At 58.9% G+C, this 16,364-nt stretch carries 19 protein-coding genes; 4 read left to right on the top strand and 15 right to left on the bottom strand.

From position 1 onward, the window contains the following. Positions 1 to 299 precede the first annotated feature (299 nt). From QO005_RS16590 to flgF, 15 genes are all read right to left on the bottom strand, one after another. Positions 300 to 1,262, bottom strand: coding sequence for a flagellin N-terminal helical domain-containing protein (locus QO005_RS16590; RefSeq protein ID WP_307159177.1), 963 nt, complete (start codon positions 1,260 to 1,262; stop codon positions 300 to 302). A gap of 369 nt (positions 1,263 to 1,631) precedes the next feature. Further along, a complete protein-coding gene (locus QO005_RS16585; protein ID WP_307159176.1) occupies positions 1,632 to 2,591 on the bottom strand; it encodes a flagellin N-terminal helical domain-containing protein in 960 nt (319 codons plus the stop codon). Between the two features lie 264 nt (positions 2,592 to 2,855). Beyond that, positions 2,856 to 3,593: a flagellar type III secretion system pore protein FliP gene (fliP, locus tag QO005_RS16580; protein ID WP_307159175.1), complete on the bottom strand. Its 738-nt coding sequence runs from the start codon at positions 3,591 to 3,593 to the stop codon at positions 2,856 to 2,858. Further along, a complete protein-coding gene (locus tag QO005_RS16575) occupies positions 3,590 to 4,111 on the bottom strand; it encodes a flagellar basal body-associated FliL family protein (RefSeq protein ID WP_307159174.1) in 522 nt (173 codons plus the stop codon). Before QO005_RS16575 ends, fliP begins: the two co-directional genes overlap by 4 nt. 218 nt (positions 4,112 to 4,329) lie before the next feature. Beyond that, positions 4,330 to 5,043, bottom strand: coding sequence for a flagellar basal body L-ring protein FlgH (gene flgH, locus QO005_RS16570; protein ID WP_307159173.1), 714 nt, complete (start codon positions 5,041 to 5,043; stop codon positions 4,330 to 4,332). Further along, positions 5,040 to 5,501 (bottom strand): MotE family protein, encoded by a 462-nt coding sequence (locus QO005_RS16565; protein WP_370878091.1) that lies wholly within the window; start codon positions 5,499 to 5,501, stop codon positions 5,040 to 5,042. The genes flgH and QO005_RS16565 overlap by 4 nt, the downstream gene beginning before the upstream one ends. 62 nt (positions 5,502 to 5,563) lie before the next feature. After that, positions 5,564 to 6,679: a flagellar basal body P-ring protein FlgI gene (locus tag QO005_RS16560; protein WP_307159171.1), complete on the bottom strand. Its 1,116-nt coding sequence runs from the start codon at positions 6,677 to 6,679 to the stop codon at positions 5,564 to 5,566. Further along, positions 6,676 to 7,155, bottom strand: a complete 480-nt coding sequence (flgA, locus tag QO005_RS16555; protein WP_307159170.1) for a flagellar basal body P-ring formation chaperone FlgA — start codon at positions 7,153 to 7,155, stop codon at positions 6,676 to 6,678. Before flgA ends, QO005_RS16560 begins: the two co-directional genes overlap by 4 nt. Positions 7,156 to 7,171: 16 nt before the next feature. Next, on the bottom strand, positions 7,172 to 7,963 hold the full coding sequence (flgG, locus tag QO005_RS16550; protein ID WP_307159169.1) for a flagellar basal-body rod protein FlgG: 792 nt from the start codon (positions 7,961 to 7,963) through the stop codon (positions 7,172 to 7,174). A 114-nt stretch (positions 7,964 to 8,077) separates the two neighbouring features. Beyond that, entirely contained in the window at positions 8,078 to 8,437 is a 360-nt protein-coding gene (fliE, locus tag QO005_RS16545; RefSeq protein WP_307159168.1) for a flagellar hook-basal body complex protein FliE, read from the bottom strand. Then, positions 8,434 to 8,871, bottom strand: coding sequence for a flagellar basal body rod protein FlgC (gene flgC / locus QO005_RS16540; RefSeq protein ID WP_307159167.1), 438 nt, complete (start codon positions 8,869 to 8,871; stop codon positions 8,434 to 8,436). Before flgC ends, fliE begins: the two co-directional genes overlap by 4 nt. A 4-nt stretch (positions 8,872 to 8,875) precedes the next feature. After that, positions 8,876 to 9,268, bottom strand: coding sequence for a flagellar basal body rod protein FlgB (gene flgB, locus QO005_RS16535; protein ID WP_307159166.1), 393 nt, complete (start codon positions 9,266 to 9,268; stop codon positions 8,876 to 8,878). A gap of 216 nt (positions 9,269 to 9,484) precedes the next feature. Further along, the gene (locus QO005_RS16530) at positions 9,485 to 10,057 is read right to left on the bottom strand and encodes a flagellar protein (protein ID WP_307159165.1); all 573 of its coding nucleotides are present in this window, start codon (positions 10,055 to 10,057) and stop codon (positions 9,485 to 9,487) included. Then, the gene (fliI, locus tag QO005_RS16525; RefSeq protein ID WP_307159164.1) at positions 10,038 to 11,432 is read right to left on the bottom strand and encodes a flagellar protein export ATPase FliI; all 1,395 of its coding nucleotides are present in this window, start codon (positions 11,430 to 11,432) and stop codon (positions 10,038 to 10,040) included. Before fliI ends, QO005_RS16530 begins: the two co-directional genes overlap by 20 nt. Before the next feature lie 60 nt (positions 11,433 to 11,492). Then, entirely contained in the window at positions 11,493 to 12,227 is a 735-nt protein-coding gene (flgF, locus tag QO005_RS16520) for a flagellar basal-body rod protein FlgF (protein WP_307159163.1), read from the bottom strand. A gap of 293 nt (positions 12,228 to 12,520) precedes the next feature. On the opposite strand from flgF, the gene motA reads away from it, so the two are divergent. From motA to fliG, 4 genes are all read left to right on the top strand, one after another. Next, entirely contained in the window at positions 12,521 to 13,396 is an 876-nt protein-coding gene (gene motA / locus QO005_RS16515) for a flagellar motor stator protein MotA (RefSeq protein WP_307159162.1), read from the top strand. Positions 13,397 to 13,398: 2 nt separating this feature from the next. Further along, positions 13,399 to 14,346 carry a FliM/FliN family flagellar motor switch protein gene (locus QO005_RS16510; RefSeq protein WP_307159161.1) on the top strand — a complete coding sequence of 316 codons (948 nt, stop codon included), beginning with the start codon at positions 13,399 to 13,401 and terminating at the stop codon, positions 14,344 to 14,346. 63 nt (positions 14,347 to 14,409) lie between these two features. Then, on the top strand, positions 14,410 to 15,060 hold the full coding sequence (gene fliN / locus QO005_RS16505; protein WP_307159210.1) for a flagellar motor switch protein FliN: 651 nt from the start codon (positions 14,410 to 14,412) through the stop codon (positions 15,058 to 15,060). A gap of 28 nt (positions 15,061 to 15,088) precedes the next feature. Next, entirely contained in the window at positions 15,089 to 16,147 is a 1,059-nt protein-coding gene (gene fliG / locus QO005_RS16500; protein WP_307159160.1) for a flagellar motor switch protein FliG, read from the top strand. Positions 16,148 to 16,364 lie beyond the last annotated feature (217 nt).

Here is a 16,364-nt window from a genome sequence, read left to right as displayed (position 1 = left end):
TGCCCGCCGAGTCTTTTCCCTTTGCTCGGCCCAACGCTTTGGTGAGCTCAGAAAACACCATCATGGTTAACGAAGATTAAACGCCGTCTAAAAAAATTAACCATAAAATTCAAATACCAATCAAATGACGCGGAACGGCAGAGACAAGCCCTTCAAAGCAAAAGGCCGCGACAAAATCGCGGCCTTTATGTTCAAGATAGAGCGAAGTCTCCACTTCGGTAGAAAATAGAAACAGATCTTCGACGTGCCTGAACCGCTTCGCCGACAGATTGCGGCCAAGTGGCACAGAGCGCCTATCATTAACCCTGGAAGAGCGACAGGATCGAAGAGGAGTTGGAATTGGCGATCGACAGAGACTGGATACCGAGCTGCTGCTGCGTCTGCAGTGCCTTCAGCTTGGTCGATTCCTCGTTCATGTCCGCATCCACCAGTCGGCCCACACCAGTATCGATGGTATCGCTCAGGTCGGCCACGAAAGCGTCCTGCATCTTCAGGCGCGAGGTGGTGGCGCCGATCGTTGCAGCAGCATCGGTCATGCTTGTCAGCATCTTGTCAACCGCGGAAACCATGCCGTCGATATCATTATCGGTGGTGGTGGAAGACAGGGTGACTTCCGTACCTGTACCGCTGCCTGCGGCCGAGGAGATCAGGTAGTAGGTTCCGGTCGTTGTCGTCGTGCCGCTGGTGTAGGTAGCAGATGTACCAGCCGTCAACAGGCCACCAGAAGCGTCCGCGTCGTTAATGAGCATCGAGTCGGACGTATCGAACGTGATCGTCTTGACGGAAACATTGCCATCTGCGCCACGAACGAAGGAGCCAACCATTTCCTGCGTGGTGCCAGAGGTGTTGCTGTCGTCATAGAGCCAGTTTTCACCGTTGAAGGAAGCCGACTTGGAAATCGACGTCAGCTGGTTCTTCAGCTCGGTCAGTTCCTTGTTGATCTTTTCCTTGTCAACGCCCGGTTCGCGAGCAGCAACCAGCTTGGCCTTGATGTCGGAGACAACGTCGATGGCCGATTCCAGACCGGTATAGGCCGTATCCGTCTTGGCTGCACCGAGACCGATGGCGTCCTGGACAGCGCCGAGCGCCTTGTTGTCGGAGCGCATGGTGGTCGCGATCGACCAGTACGCAGCGTTGTCGGAAGCGTTCTCAACCTTGTAGCCGGAAGAGATACGGTTCTGCGTGGTGTTCATATCGGAGCTGATCGAACGCAGAGTATTGAGTGCAGAAATTGCAGCGTTGTTGGTGATAATGCTTGTCATAGGTACTGCCCCTTATTGACAGAAAACGAAAGGGACATGCCAGGACTCTGAATTTACCCGGCAGACGGCAGCGAGCTTCATGCGATTAACTTTTACTTAATACTAGTTAACCCGCCGTCTTGATGATTTCATTCAACACCGTTAGGGTTAATATTTGCTAAAACTCCAAATTTATTTTTTTGTTTTGTGATGCAACTAAAGCATAATCAGACCGGAGTGAGACGAGGACGGCCAAGATTATGCTTCAAAAAGAAAATGTTAGAGCGCGGATCTGATCCAATCAGATCGGCGCTCTAACAAATGGCAAGCCCAAAACGGGAATGGCCGGGGACGAGCCCCGGCCATTTTTATGCCTTGTGATGTTCTCGCTTAGCGGAACAGCGACAGTACATTTTCCGAATTGGAATTGGCGATGGACAACGCCTGAATGCCGAGCTGCTGCTGCGTCTGCAGCGCCTTGAGCTTGGTCGATTCCTCGTTCATGTCGGCATCGACAAGCTTGCCAACGCCTTCCGTCAGCGTATCGCTGAGGTCCTTGGCGAAGCTCGACTGACTTTCGATACGGCTCTTGGTCGCGCCGATCGTTGCACCAGCATCGGTCATATTCGACAGCATCTTGTCGACCGAAGCAATCATGCCGTCGATATCGTTATCGGTGGTGGTAGAAGACAGAGATACTTCCGTACCGGAACCGCTGCCTGCGGCCGAGGAGATCAAGTAGTAGGTCCCGGTCGTCGTCGTCGTGCCGCTGGTGTAGGTGGCAGATGTACCAGCCGTCAACAGGCCACCAGAAGCGTCTGCGTCGTTAATGAGCATCGAGTCGGACGTATCGAAGCTGATCGTCTTGACCGAAACATTGCCATCTGCGCCACGAACGAAGGAGCCAACCATTTCCTGCGTGGTGCCAGAGGTGTTGCTGTCGTCATAGAGCCAGTTTTCACCGTTGAAGGAAGCCGACTTGGAAATCGACGTCAGCTGGTTCTTCAGCTCGGTCAGTTCCTTGTTGATCTTGTCCTTGTCAACGCCCGGTTCGCGAGCAGCAACCAGCTTGGCCTTGATGTCGGAAACGACGTCGATAGCGGCTTCCATGCCGGTATAGGCGGTGTCGGTCTTGGCAGCGCCCATGCCGAGGGCGTCTTCGACAGCGGACATGGCCTTGGTGTCGGAACGCATGGTGGTCGCGATCGACCAGTAGGCAGCGTTATCGGAAGCATTCTCGACCTTGTAGCCGGAAGAGATGCGGCCCTGGGTGGTGTCGAGCTGGTCGCTGATGGAACGCAGGGTCTTGAGGGCGGCGATAGCCGAAGTATTGGTATTGATGCTGGTCATGGGTCTGTCCCTTGATACACGATACAAAAGAGGGACATGCCGGGTTCCATACCGGCAGAGACGATCGACGTCATGTCAATTAACTGATGTAGAAATTAACTCGTCTCTGACACCCAAAAAACCACGGGCGCCTTAAGTTAGCTTCAAAAGACATAGTGAATCGACGGTGAATCGACCGCAAAAGCGGCCTTAACCATGACGGAAGCGCACTCAAGCACCTCTATGGTTTACGAAGACTTAAGCCGCGAAAGGTTTTCGAGAATTTTACGAAAAAGAGCGCACAAGGCTGCCCACCAGCAGATTCCAGCCATCGATCAACACGAAGAACAGGATCTTGAACGGCAGGGAAATCGAGGTTGGCGGCAGCATCATCATTCCCATGGCCATGGTGATGGTCGAGACGATCATGTCGATGACGAGGAAAGGCAGGATGATCAGGAAGCCGATCTCGAAGCCGCGCCGGATTTCCGACAGCATGAAGGCGGGCACCAGCACCCGGTAATCCACCTTGCCTTCCACGACAGGCGTCTGCCCGCGCTCATTGGCAAGGTCCACGAAGAGCTTCAGGTCCTTGTCGCGGGTGTTGCGGGTCATGAAGGTGCGAAAGGGTTCTGCGATCCGCTGCGCGGCATCCGCTTCGCTCAACTGATTGTCCAGGAGCGGGCGCACCCCTTCCCGCCAGGCCTGATCCATGGTCGGCGTCATGACATAAAAGGTCATGAACAGCGCAAGGCTGGTGAGGATCATGTTCGACGGTGTCGTCGAAAGCCCCATGCCTGAGCGAAGGATGGAAAAGGCAATCACAAAGCGTGGAAAGCTGGTGACCATGATCAGGATGCCGGGCGCGACCGACAATATGGTCAAAAGCCCGAAGGTCCGGATAATCCAGGCAGCAACCGACCCGTCGACCGGCGCGTTCAGGAAGTTTGACGGAAATTGCTGCGCCTGGGCAATCTCCGGAACCGCGATCATGGCGGCCAGAAGGATAAGGTATCGAATCATTCGATGACAAACGTCCTGAACATGATCTTCGATACCCGTCCTTCGGAACGCACGTCAACTCGCTCCTGAAGATCTTCCCGTAAATATTCGAAGCCGCGCGGGCCCTGAATCTGCTGGAGCGACACGGTGCGCATATAGGCGACGATATCCTGGTGGATGCTTTCAGCCAGCGCCGTATCCACCGGTCCCTTGAAGACCAGCGCCACTTCCAGCCGGATCCAGTTTTCTGAAGGATAGGCCAGATTGGTGGTGATCGGATCGAGTTGCACGACGCCTGCGGCAGCACCCGGCATTTTCGGCAGGCCTTCGGCCCCCTTCTCCCCCTTGCCGCCGTGCTCGGCCTTCTTTTCCTCGGCCGCCTTCTGCTCTTCCTGGGCCTGCTTGACCTTGGGCGCCACCATGGTGCCCACCAGCCAACCGCCGCCGCCGCCAACAACCGTCAATCCGGCAAGGGCGGCAATCAGCAGCAGGGGGGAGGCCTTCTTCTGCGGGCCTTCAAGGGCGGGTACGTCTGCCATCGTGAATTCCATTCGAGGAAAAGGTCCGCCAAGTGGCGGAACCTGGCCTTTAAAGCACATTGCGGCTGATGAGCCTCAACGTGCTTTAAGTTCTTGTTTTAACGCATGTCGCTATTGCAAAACCGCTGCACACTTTTGCGCGACATGCTTTAGAGTGTTTCCGAACGAACAAGCCCCCAGGGGACTTGTCCGCAGTGCAAATATCCGGCGCCCAAGCGTTAGAAGGGCGAGAACATATCCACCACCTGCTGACCCACCGGCGGCTGCTGGATTTCCGTCAGGCGGCCACGGCCACCGTAGGAGATGCGGGCTTCGGCGATCTTTTCGTAGGAGATGGTGTTGCTGGAATCGACATCCTGCGGCCTGACGATACCCGCCACGTTCAGAATGCGGATTTCGTGATTGACGCGCACTTCCTGAGAACCGCTGATCAACAGATTGCCATTTTCCAGAATGCCGGTCACCACCGCCGCCACCTTCAGCGTCAGGCTTTCGGAGCGGTTGATCGAGCCCTTGCCATCGGTGGAGGTCGAGGAGTCGGTGCTCATGTCACCATCGGCGTCCGGTGGCGTGATGCCGAACAGATTGATGACCGAAGACCATTTCAGCGAGGTGGAATTGGTCCGCTCCCGCTTGGTGTCGTTCGAGAACTTGGCCTTGTCGGCAATCGAGATGTTGACGGTCAGAAGGTCACCGACATGCAGGGCGCGCGAATCCTTGAACAGCGCCGCCTGATTGTCGCTCCACAGCGAATAGCCGTTGCTGACGGTCTTGGCCTGTTTCGGATAGGAGGAAAGCTGCGGGGTCTGGCTGTAGGTCAGGCCGCTGCCAATCGGGCTCATGGCCGGCGCATTGCCGATTTCCTTGAGGGTCTGGTTTCCACAGCCGGTCAGGATGACGCTGAGAAACAGAACAGCGCTGCGTTTGGTCATGAGGGGTCCTTCGAGGTATTGGGGTCAGCGGCGCTCGACATGATGGCGGCGACCTGCGCGGCCTGATCGGGGCTCATTTCGCTGAGAATGAGACTGGACTGCTTGGGCGGAAGCTTCATGATGATGGCAGCCGCCAGCATCACATCGACCTTCTCCAGTTGCGGAGCGGCGGCATCCGCCTTCATGTTCTTGTAGATATCCACCAGACCCAGCTGTGCCTGCTGCATGAAGGCGTCGCGGCGCGACAGCCAGTCCTGATACTCGGCCTTGCGCTTTTCCAGAATGGCGATGCGGTCATTGACCTCGCCCTGCAACTTTTCCAGATCCTGCTTCTGCAAGAGATAACGCTGGTCACGCGCGGGATCGGCAATATTGGTGCAGAAGCGCTGGATCTCGTCCATGCTGGCATTGGAGCCCGGCAGCGCTTCCTGAGCGCTGCTTGCCAGCCCGGTCACCATCAGAAGGGCGGCGGCGCCGCAAAGCCGGCTCAGGCTGGAACGGAAGGAAAACCGGTTCAGGATCATTGCAGGACGAGCTCCGCTTGCAGGGCGCCGGCCGACTTGATGCCCTGGAGGATGGCAATGATGCCATCGGGCTTCACGCCGATGCTGTTGAGACCGGACACGAGGGTGCGCAGATCCGGACCTTCAAGGGTGGCAACCGTACCGCCATCCTTGCTGGCAACGATATCGGTCTGCGGCTGCACGGCAGTGCGGCCATTGGAAAAGGCCTGCGGCTGCACCACCTGCGGCGTCTCGTTGACCTGCACGGTGAGCGTGCCATAGCTGACGGCCACTTTGGAGACGCGCACATCCGCGCCGATGACGATGGTGCCGGTGCGCTCGTTGATCACCACCTTGGCAGGCGTATCGGTTTCAACGATAAGGTTTTCGATATCGGCCATCAGTTGGGTGAGATCGGCGGGGCCGGGTTTCTGAACCACGACTTCCTGGCTGTCGCGTGCTTCGGCGATACGGGTGCCGAAAGCGGTCTGCGAATAGGCATTGATGCGTTTTGCCATGCCAAGAGCGGTCGAAAAATCCGGATTGCGCAATTGCAGCACCAGATTGGCCGTATCCTTGAACTTGGAGGGCAGTTCCCGCTCGATGATCGCGCCGTTCGGCACGCGGCCGGAAGTGGTGACACCTTCCTGCACCGTTGCGGCCTGGCCCTGCGCGGTAAAGCCGGAGACCACCACGGAGCCCTGCGCCACCGCATAGATCTGACCGTCGGCACCGGACAGCGAAGTCATGACCAGCGTGCCGCCGCGCAGCGAGGTGGAATCACCCAGCGAGCTGACGGTGGCGTCGATACGGCTGCCAGGGCTGGCAAAGGGCGGCAGGTTGGCCGTCACCATGACGGCGGCGACGTTCTTGGCTGCGGACTGGCCGCCCTGGGTGGAAATGCCCAGGTTTTGCAGCATGGCCCGCATGGATTGTTCGGTAAAGGGCGAGGAGCGCAGGCTATCGCCCGTGCCCTGGAGACCGACGACGAGGCCGTAACCGATCAACTGGTTGTCGCGGCCCGATTGCAGGGAGGCGATGTCCTTGATCCGCGATCCTTGTGACAGGGCCGGACCGGCGCATGCCAGCACCAGGGCCATCACGATTGCGAGGGAAGGAAGGCGGAACGTCATTTTGCCATCACCTGCACTGTGCCGTCGGCCATGACCGTCCCCGTGACGATCTGGCCGGAATCGAGATTACGGACGCGGATGACATCGCCGATATTGGCGTCGTCCATCGGGCTTCCGGTTGCGGAAATGGTCAGGCTGCCGATATTGAAAACCAGCCTCAACCGGTCGCCGCGCGTCACGGCATAGGGTTTTTTCAAGGCGGCCAGCGGAATGGTGCGGCCCGCCAGCAGGGTCTTGGTGGACAGCATGCCGATCACCTGCGAGGGATCGGCCGCATAACCACCGACAAGATTGGGATTGGTGACTTTCACCGTATCGAGCTTGCTGGGCGCAATCACCTCGCCGGGATAGATCGTATCCGTTGGCACCACGGCCAGGCGATCCTTGGCGATAGCCGCATCCGGCATGCCAAGACCAAGCATGGCGGCAACGGCCGCCCCGCACAGTCCCATTCCCATCATCCGGCGAAACATCATGTTTGCCCTCCAGCCGTTACTTCAGGTTTTGGCTGACCACCTTCGACATTTCGTCAGCCGTCGTGATCACTTTCGAGTTCATTTCATAGGCGCGCTGCGCCGAAATCAGATTGGTGATTTCGGTTACGGAATCGACGTTGGAGGATTCCAGGTAATTCTGTTTCAGGTAGCCATAGCCGGTGTCGCCGGGCACGCCGTTGATCGGCTGGCCGGAGGATGGCGTTTCCTGGAAGAGGTTGTCGCCGATGGCCTTCAGGCCTGCCTCGTTGACGAAGGCGGAGAGTTCGAGCTGGCCAAGCGTCGTATAGGTGGTGCTAGAGCCCTGGAGCACCGAAACCTCGCCCGATTCGCTGATCTTCACCTCGGTGGCATCGGAGGGAATGGTGATGTTCGGCAGGATCTTGTAGCCTTCCGTCGTCACCAGATTGCCGTCGGCATCCTTGTTGAGCGCGCCGGCGCGGGTGTAATAGGTGGTGTTGCCATCGGCGCTCTGCACTTGCAGATAGCCGCGCCCGACAATGGCCACGTCCAGCTCGTTATCGGTCTGGGTCAATTCACCCTGCGAATGCAGGGTGCGGATGGCCGCCGTCTGCACGCCGAGACCGATATTGGCGCCTTCCGGCACGGCGGACTGGTTGGCGCGGTTGGCCACGCCCACGGCCTTTTCGCTCTGGTAGAGAAGGTCGGAAAACTCGGCGCGCGACTTCTTGAAGCCGGTGGTGTTGATGTTGGCGATGTTGTGGGCAATGACCTCCAGATTGGTCTGCTGGGCATCCATGCCGGTGGCTGCAATTGCAAGGGCTCTCATTTGCTGCTCTTTCCTGGGGTCTTGAGTACCGTGGCCTTTGAAGGCCGGCTGCTCTGTCACTGTCCTTTGTCGCAGGTTGGAACCGGGCCCTGCGTCACGCCGCTTTCAAAGGGTTCAGATCTGCATTTTGGTAATATCGAGATAGGCCGAGACCAGCTTGTCGCGCAGCGCAATCGCCGTCTGCAGCGACTGGTCGGCCTGCATCACCGCATCCACCACCTGACGGGTGGACACCTTGCCGGCCATGCCGCCGAGCGAAGCGCTTTCGGCAGCCTTCAGGCTGTCGGCGGCCGTGGTCATCATGTTGCCCAGCACTTCGCCGAAGCCGAGACCGGTCGTAGTGCCGGGCGTGCTGTTTTCGGCGGTGATGCCGCTGGAGGAGGACATGCCGAGCGATGCGGTCATGCCCGTGGCGGTGCTGCTGCCGGTTTCAGACGTGGAAAGCCCACTGATTTTGCTGATGGAATCGATCATTGTGAGCTCTTCAGAAGGTCGAGGGTGGAGGTGATCAGGTCTCGGGTCTGCTTGACGGACTGAAGATTGGCTTCATAGGTCCGGTTGGCTTCGCGCATGTCACCCATTTCGATCAGCACGTTGACATTGGGCATTTTCACATAGCCCTTGGCATCGGCGGCCGGATTGCCGGGATCGTATTCCTCGACGAATTTCGACTGGTCGAAACCCAGCTTCTCTACCTTCACCACCTGGGCACCCGTCAGCCGGTCCACTTCCGAGCCGAAGGTAATCGTCTTGCGGCGATAGGGGTCTGCGCCGGGCGTATCGCCGGTGCTCTGGGCGTTGGCAATGTTTTCCGAAACGATCCTGAGGCGGGTGGCCTGGGCTTCCAGGCCGCTGCCGGCAATCTTCAGGGCGGACGAAAGGGGATCTGTGGCTGTCACGGAATCCATCGGCTTACCTCTTCACTGTCATCAGCATCATGCGATTAAAGCTGTTCACCAGGTTCGTGTTGAGCTGGTGCTGCCGCTGAATTTCGCCCATCTTGGACATCTCGTCAGACAGGGACACCGAGTTGCCGGAGACCTGGACGCCGATCTCACCATTGAGCGGCGCGTCCCGGACTTCGACATCGAGATCGCTGTTGAGTTCGTTGGAGGCGAAATGCTTCGGGTTGGTGCGCGCCATGGCCATGGACTGGCCGGCGAGCATGGCGTTGAAGGGCGTAATGTCCTTCGAGGTATATTTTGGCGTGTTGGCGTTGGCGATGTTGCCAGCAACGACTTCCTGACGCAGCGAAAGCCATTCGGCCTGCCGGGATGCCAAGTCAAAAAGCTGAATAGGTTGCATGGGCGTTCTCCAATCTACGCTCTGGAGACTAGGCCGGTAATCTTGCGTGGGACTTACGGAAAAACCGTTCTGAGACGATGGCGAATTTTTATTAAGGAATAAAATATGTGTTTGATAAAATTTGATTTTTTTAAACAGAGCAAAAGGCCGCGCACCCGCGCGGCCTGCTTTCGGAAAAAGGGACGTGAAGCCTGTTTGCCGAGGTGGACAGACCTGTCAGCGGTTCTCGTAGATCTGACCCGTCGTGGTGACGATCACCCACTTGCCGTTGCGCATTTCCAGCGTGGCGACGCGGCTGTTGTCGGGCAGGATCGAGCCGATCTGCACCATGAACATGCCGCTGGAATCCTCAATCAGCGCCCGGCCATTGGCCACATGCAGCAGGCGGAAGGCATTGCCCGGAAAGGGCTGCTGTTCCTCCATGGGCTTGCGGTTGCTCACGTCACGGCCGGTTTCAGAAACCGTGGCGGTTGCCAGCGGATCGAGAGTATCGGGAACCTTCTGCTGATGGTCCTCCCGCGCGACGAGCGCCAGCGGCGAGACGCTGAAGACATTGCGCGCCTCGGTTTCCGGCAGGTCGCGGGTATGATCCATGGGCTTGACACGCAGGCCGAATTTTTCCGGATTGAAAAAGACATACCAGGGAAACATCGCCGCGCTGCAGGCCAGCATCACACCGGTGGCCGCCAGCACGCGATCCGTCAGCACGCTCTGCCGCGACTTGGCCTTGGCGGGCCTGACAGGCTCGTCGGCGTCGAATTCGTTGAGATCAGCCTCGTACTCTTGCATTGCCGTTTCCAGAGGTGTTTGCCGCCTTTAGCGCATGCGCAAGATCCGCATAGGCATCCGGGGTGGGTCGGTCGGAGGGGGTCTGCTTCAAGACCTCGTAGAGGATGGGAACCTGCTTGATCGCCATGTCGAGATCAGGATCGCTGCCTGGGCGATAGCCGCCGATCAACCGGAGGTCGCGGGTTTCCTCGAAGCGGTGGATAAGGGTCTTGAGCCGCGCCACCAGTTTTTCCTGATCGGACGTCCAGGCCTTGCGGGCCAGACGGGAAATGGAAGACAGCGGATTGATCGGCGGATAGCGCCCCTCATCCGCCAGGCTGCGGTCCAGCACGATGTGCCCATCCAGAATACCACGGGTGGAGTCGGCAATGGGGTCGTTGTGATTGTCGCCATCGACGAGGATGGAGATGATCGCCGTGATCGTGCCCTTGCCTTCTTCGCCCGGCCCTGCCCGCTCCAGAAGCTTCGGCAGTTCGGTGAAGACGGAGGCTGGAAAGCCTCGGGCAATCGGCGCCTCGCCCGCAGCCGTCGCCACCTCGCGGATTGCATGGGCAAAACGGGTAATGCTGTCGGCGATGAACAGGACGTTTTCGCCCTGATCGCGGAAATGCTCGGCAATGGTCATGGCGGTCAGCGGCGCCATCTTGCGCAGCATCGGGCTCTCATCGCTGGTTGCCACCACGGCCACGGTCTTGGCCATATTGCCAGCCAGCGTGTCCTCGATGAATTCGCGCACTTCGCGGCCACGCTCGCCGACCAGCGCAATCACCACCTTGTCGAAGGCATCGGCGCGCGCCAGCATCGACAAAAGCGTGGATTTGCCGACGCCGGAGCCTGCAAAAATGCCCAGACGCTGACCGAGGCATAGCGGCGAAAAGATATCGATGGCCTTCACCCCGGTGCGAAAGCCCTGCTCCACCCGCTGCCGGCCCATGGAAGGCGGCGCGGTATTGGCGATGGGCCGCCGTTCCAGCCCGGGCATGATCGGACCGAGCCCGTCGATGGGGTCGCCCAGGGCATTGATGGTGCGTCCGCACCAGCCATCCTGGGCGGCGACGCGGAAGGCACCCTTGCGGATCACCGTATCGCCGATGGCGATCGGTTCCCCCGGTTCGATGGGGCAGACATAGGCAAGGTCGGGCTCGACCCGCACCACTTCGCCGAGATGAATGCCCTTGGGGCTGCGATGGGCGACGAAATCACCGAGATGCAAATGTTTGGACAGACCGGACACCGTGTAATGCCCCGCCGCGATGGTGCGCACGTGGCCGCCATGGGTCACCGAATGTTCCGGCGATGCATAGCGGCCCGCAAGGGCTGCAAGGGCCGCAAGCTTGCGATTCTGGGGAATCTGGGGGTCGAAGTCCACGGTCACGGATGCCCTTCATCGTAAAATCTTGCAACGCCAACCTGTTTGCGCCGCGCTTCCGGTTGATTACTTGCTGCCACCGAGCGCCTTGATGGTTTCCGCCAGGCTGTTTTCGGTCTGGCCCATCACGGAGGAAACGCTTTCGAAGGCGCGGCTCACCTGGATGAGCTGCGTCATCTCCTGCACGCCATTGACGTTGGATTGCTCGATATAGCCCTGAAGGACGCCGACGGAGGGATTGTCCACTACAGGCTGCGGCTGCTGCGTGGTGGTGATGGCGCTGTTGTCGTAGCGCAGATAGCCTTTGGAAACATCGGCCTGGAAAAGCCCGATCTGGGAAATCTGCCGGCCATTCTGGACGATGGTGCCGTCGCGGCCGACATGGACTTCACCGCCGGTGCGGTCGAGCTGGATCGGCGCGCCACCGGTATCGAGCACGCGGTAGCCGCGCACGGAGACCAGTTCGCCGGTATCGGTGAGGGTAAAGCGGCCATCGCGCGTCAGCACCCGGCCAGCCGGCGTTTCCAGGCTGAACCAGGCATCGCCCTTGACGGCGAAGTCGAGATCGTTGCCGGTACGCTGCAATTCGCCGTTGCGCTCGGAGAGATAGTCATTGCCTTGGGAAACGAAGGCGACCTTGGCATTGAGATCATTGCCGGTCTTGCTCAGCACCTCGTCGAATTTCACTTCCGTGCCGCGAAAGCCGACCGTGTTGATATTGGCCATATTGTCGGCAATGGTCGTCAGGCGCTTGTCGAGGGCGCGCTGCGCCGACAGGGATACGTACATTCCCGATTGCATGTCTTTACCTCCAAGCCTCAGCTTACCAAGACCAGCAGGGCCTGACGCTTCCGGCAGCCGCTGCCCGCAGGGTTCATCCTGCCTTGCCTTGCGCCTGCACATTGAAGCCGTCACGGTTGCTCGCCTCCATCATGGAACGTGGATGACCGTTCGTCTTTTTTCTTCTTGCCGGAAAATGCTTGTGCGAAACTGGCCGTGCATGACGGCCTGCTGAATCACCCGTTCATCAGCCTCACGCAAGGCAGGCTGCCTATCGGTTGCAGTGATAAGAAACGTGCGAATGAAGGCGCAACATGAACATCATCATCGGATTCATCATTACCGTTGGCTGTGTGCTTGGCGGCTTCATGGCCATGGGCGGCCACATCGAGGTCCTTGTCCAACCGTTCGAACTTGTGATCATCGGCGGTGCCGGCGTCGGCGCTTTCATCATGGGCAACCCGATGAAGGTGGTGAAGGATTCCGGCAAGGCCATCGGGGAGGCGTTCAAGAACGCCATTCCCAAGGAGCGCGCCTATCTCGACGTGCTTGGCGTTCTCTATTCGCTGATGCGTGACCTGCGCACCAAGTCGCGCAACGAGATCGAAGCCCATATCGACAACCCGGAGGAGTCCTCGATCTTCCAGGTTGCGCCGTCAGTTCTGAAAAACAAGGAATTGACCGCCTTCATCTGCGACTATGTCCGCCTGATCATCATCGGCAATGCCCGCAGCCACGAAATCGAAGCGCTCATGGATGAGGAAATCAACACCATCCTCCATGACAAGATGAAACCCTACAACTCCATCCTGGCCATCGGCGACAGCTTCCCGGCCATCGGTATCATCGCCGCCGTTCTCGGGGTTATCAAGGCCATGGCGAAGATCAACGAATCGCCGGAGGTTCTGGGCGGCCTCATCGGCGCCGCTCTCGTCGGCACCATGCTCGGTATCTTCCTGTCCTACTGCCTTTGCAACCCGCTCACCTCGCAGATCAAGATCGTCCGCACCAAGCAGCATCGCCTCTATATCATCGTCAAGCAGACGCTTCTGGCCTATATGAATGGTTCGGTTCCGCAGGTGGCGCTGGAATATGGCCGCAAGACCATTTCCTCCTATGAACGGCCCTCCATCGATGCGGTCGAGCAGGAAATGATGAATCCAGGCGGCGGCAACGAAAAGGCGGCCTGATCATGAACGCGCAAACCTCGTCCTCTCACCCTGCCATGGACCACGCCCTGCTGGCGCGGCTGACCGGCGGCCTCGGCGACGCCAAGACGGTGGAGAAGCTGTGCCAGGATTTCGGGCATCTCTACAGCGAATTCCTGCCGGACGTCTTTCATAGCGAAACCAACCTCACCATCGAGGTCGGTTATCTGGACCACAAATCCGGGCTGATCACCGATCTCGTCACCGGGCTTGGCGACAATTTCGTTCTGGCGGATACGTCTTTGCGCAACTGGTCGCCGAATTTCGTCATGGCCTGCGGCAACGGCTTCATCATCACGCTGATGGAAAACCTGCTGGGGGCGCTCCCGGATTTCATCCAGGAGCCGATCAAGCGCCCTCTCTCGGATATCGAGCTGGATCTGGCCGTGATGGTTTTCGAGCGCATTGCCAATGTGCTGCGCTCCGGCGTCAATGCCGCCGGTGGTTTCGAACCGATTTTCGAACGGCCCTATAACTGGGAAGATCGTAAGAAACCCGAGGCCGACCATGTCGATGAATTCGGCGCCCTGATCCATATGAGCATCAAGCTCGGCAAGGTCGTTTCGGATTTCGCACTGGTCATTCCGCAAAAGGCCCTGCTGAAAACCCAGGTCACCGCGCCGAAGTCGAAGAACCAGACCTCGCGCGCCCGCAAGGAATGGGCCGAACAGCTCGCCGAACAGGTGCGCAAGTCGCAGGTGACGCTGGAGGCACGCATCCGCCTGCAGTCGCTGGCGCTGGAGACGATTTCGAAGCTCGCCGTGGGCGATGTCATTCCCTTCCTGGAGAAGGGGGATGTCAGCGTCGATGTCAGCGCCCATGGCAAGGAGCTTTACACCTGCGAATTCGGCCGGGCGGGCGACCGATACACGGTCCGGGTGAAGTCCACCCACAGTTCCGACGATGATATTCTGCGTCACCTGATGACCTGACGCGCATGCCCTGCCTTTTTAGAAGTGCAGGTTGAGGCAAGTTTCAAAGGGAATAATGATTTCATGGCACCGAAAAAGACACCTCAAACGGAAGATGACGCACTGGCGATGCCGGTGGGCGAAAATGATCTCGATCAGGCGATCGATGATCTGCGCGGCGTCCTGAAAAGCGATAGTGACGGAACGCTCGGCGATTTCGGCGATTTCGGCAGCGATGCCGCCGGCGGCGGGCTGTCCGATTTCGAAAGCGACTTCGGCGGTGGCGCGGGCGCGGCCGATCTCGGTGGTTCCGATTTTGGCGGCAGTGATTTCGGCGGCTCCGATTTCGGTGGCGCCGATCTTGGCGGTTCGGATCTGGGCGGATCGGATCTGGGCGGTTCGGATTTCGGTGGCTCCGATTTCGGCGGCACCTCATCCTTCGGCGGGCAGGAAAACCACCAGGCGCCGGGCAGCGCGCTCAATGCCAATCTCGACCTCATCATGGATATCCCGATCGATGTCCAGATCGTGCTCGGCTCCAGCCGTATGCCGGTGGCGGCATTGATGAATCTCGAGGAAGGCGCAACCATCGCGCTTGACAAAAAGATCGGCGAACCTGTGGAGATCATGGTAAATGGTCGACGGATTGCCCGTGGTGAGATTACTGTTTTAGAAAATGACGACACGCGATTCGGCGTGAAGCTGATCGAAGTATTGGGCAGCAAGGCGTCCTGACCCTATTCTGGGCCAGAGAGGAAAGACCATGATGGACTTTGACGATTTCGGCGGCCCGCTGGCGGGCAAGCCCTTGAGCCAGGCGGACAAGGCGGCGGCCGTGCTGCTGGCCATGGGCAAGGGCGTGGCCGGAAAATTGCTGAAATATTTCACCCAGGCGGAATTGCAGACCATCATCGCCTCGGCCCAGACGCTGAGAACCATTCCGCCGGATGAACTCGCCGAACTCGTCAATGAATTCGAGGACCTGTTCACCGAAGGAACGGGCCTGATGGACAATGCCAAGGCCATCGAGGAAATCCTCGAGGAAGGCCTGACGCCGGAAGAGGTGGACGGGCTGCTTGGCCGCCGCACCGCCTTCCAGTCCTATGAAACCTCCATCTGGGACCGCCTGCAGGATGCCGATCCGGACTTCATCGCCAAGTTCCTGATGCGCGAACATCCGCAGACAGTGGCCTATATCCTCTCCATGCTGCCGTCTTCCTTCGGCGCCAAGGTGTTGATCAAGCTGCCGGACAGCCGCCGCGCCGACATCATGAACCGTACGGTCAACCTGAAGAATGTCAGCCCGCAGGCTGCCCAGATCATCGAAAACCGCGTGATCGAACTGATCAACGAAATCGACGCCGAGCGCAATTCCACCGGCACCGCCAAGGTGGCCGAACTGATGAACGAGCTGGAAAAGCCGCAGGTGGATACGTTGCTCGAATCGCTCGAATCGATCAGCAAGGAATCCGCCACCAAGGTTCGCCCGAAGATCTTCCTGTTCGAAGACCTGCTGGCCATGCCGCAGCGCAGCCGCGTCATGCTGCTCAACGACATTTCCGGCGATATCATCACCATGGCGCTGCGTGGCGCCTCGGTGGACATCCGCGAATGCGTGCTTTCCGCCATCAGCCCGCGTTCGCGCCGCATGATCGAGTCGGATCTGCAATCCGGCACCACCGGCATCAACCCGCGCGAGATTGCCATGGCGCGGCGTGCCGTGGCGCAGGAAGCCATTCGCCTTGCCAATGCCGGTCAGATCCAGCTCAAGGATCCGGAAGCCGAAAAGAAGGATGGCGATAGCGGCACGGCGGCAGCCTGATTGCGGGATGCTGGCGGCTTGTTGATAAGGCCCGCCTGATAAACTTTGAAGATTGAAGGCCGGGAAGAGGAAGGCTACCCTCTCCCGGCCTTCTTGTATTGGATATGTTGGTCGGAAGGTGGCGCTCCACCTCCGGCATGATACCCAGACCGGGATCGATTTGAGGATCATGCCGTAACGAACGGAACGCTCCAGCGCAAAGAGAGCGAGACCCGCC

The sequence above is a fragment of the Allorhizobium paknamense genome, assembly GCF_030815125.1.
Lineage (GTDB): Bacteria > Pseudomonadota > Alphaproteobacteria > Rhizobiales > Rhizobiaceae > Allorhizobium > Allorhizobium paknamense.
The sequence above is the reverse complement of the archived record's forward strand: the minus strand, read 5'-3'. Positions and strand labels throughout refer to the sequence as shown.

Bases quoted from the DNA above. Each gene is read 5' to 3' on its own strand.
- QO005_RS16565 (WP_370878091.1), bottom strand. From the start codon at position 5,501: ATGGTGACCGGGCTGGCAAGCAGCGCTCAGGAAGCGCTGCCGGGCTCC.
- QO005_RS16590 (WP_307159177.1), bottom strand. From the start codon at position 1,262: ATGACAAGCATTATCACCAACAACGCTGCAATTTCTGCACTCAATACT.
- fliG (WP_307159160.1), top strand. From the start codon at position 15,089: ATGATGGACTTTGACGATTTCGGCGGCCCGCTGGCGGGCAAGCCCTTG.
- QO005_RS16585 (WP_307159176.1), bottom strand. From the start codon at position 2,591: ATGACCAGCATCAATACCAATACTTCGGCTATCGCCGCCCTCAAGACC.
- flgB (WP_307159166.1), bottom strand. From the start codon at position 9,268: ATGCAACCTATTCAGCTTTTTGACTTGGCATCCCGGCAGGCCGAATGG.
- fliE (WP_307159168.1), bottom strand. From the start codon at position 8,437: ATGATCGATTCCATCAGCAAAATCAGTGGGCTTTCCACGTCTGAAACC.
- flgH (WP_307159173.1), bottom strand. From the start codon at position 5,043: ATGACCAAACGCAGCGCTGTTCTGTTTCTCAGCGTCATCCTGACCGGC.
- QO005_RS16530 (WP_307159165.1), bottom strand. From the start codon at position 10,057: ATGCAAGAGTACGAGGCTGATCTCAACGAATTCGACGCCGACGAGCCT.
- flgF (WP_307159163.1), bottom strand. From the start codon at position 12,227: ATGCAATCGGGAATGTACGTATCCCTGTCGGCGCAGCGCGCCCTCGAC.
- QO005_RS16575 (WP_307159174.1), bottom strand. From the start codon at position 4,111: ATGGCAGACGTACCCGCCCTTGAAGGCCCGCAGAAGAAGGCCTCCCCC.
- QO005_RS16510 (WP_307159161.1), top strand. From the start codon at position 13,399: ATGAACGCGCAAACCTCGTCCTCTCACCCTGCCATGGACCACGCCCTG.
- motA (WP_307159162.1), top strand. From the start codon at position 12,521: ATGAACATCATCATCGGATTCATCATTACCGTTGGCTGTGTGCTTGGC.
- flgC (WP_307159167.1), bottom strand. From the start codon at position 8,871: ATGGATTCCGTGACAGCCACAGATCCCCTTTCGTCCGCCCTGAAGATT.
- fliP (WP_307159175.1), bottom strand. From the start codon at position 3,593: ATGATTCGATACCTTATCCTTCTGGCCGCCATGATCGCGGTTCCGGAG.
- flgA (WP_307159170.1), bottom strand. From the start codon at position 7,155: ATGATGTTTCGCCGGATGATGGGAATGGGACTGTGCGGGGCGGCCGTT.
- fliN (WP_307159210.1), top strand. From the start codon at position 14,410: ATGGCACCGAAAAAGACACCTCAAACGGAAGATGACGCACTGGCGATG.
- QO005_RS16560 (WP_307159171.1), bottom strand. From the start codon at position 6,679: ATGACGTTCCGCCTTCCTTCCCTCGCAATCGTGATGGCCCTGGTGCTG.
- flgG (WP_307159169.1), bottom strand. From the start codon at position 7,963: ATGAGAGCCCTTGCAATTGCAGCCACCGGCATGGATGCCCAGCAGACC.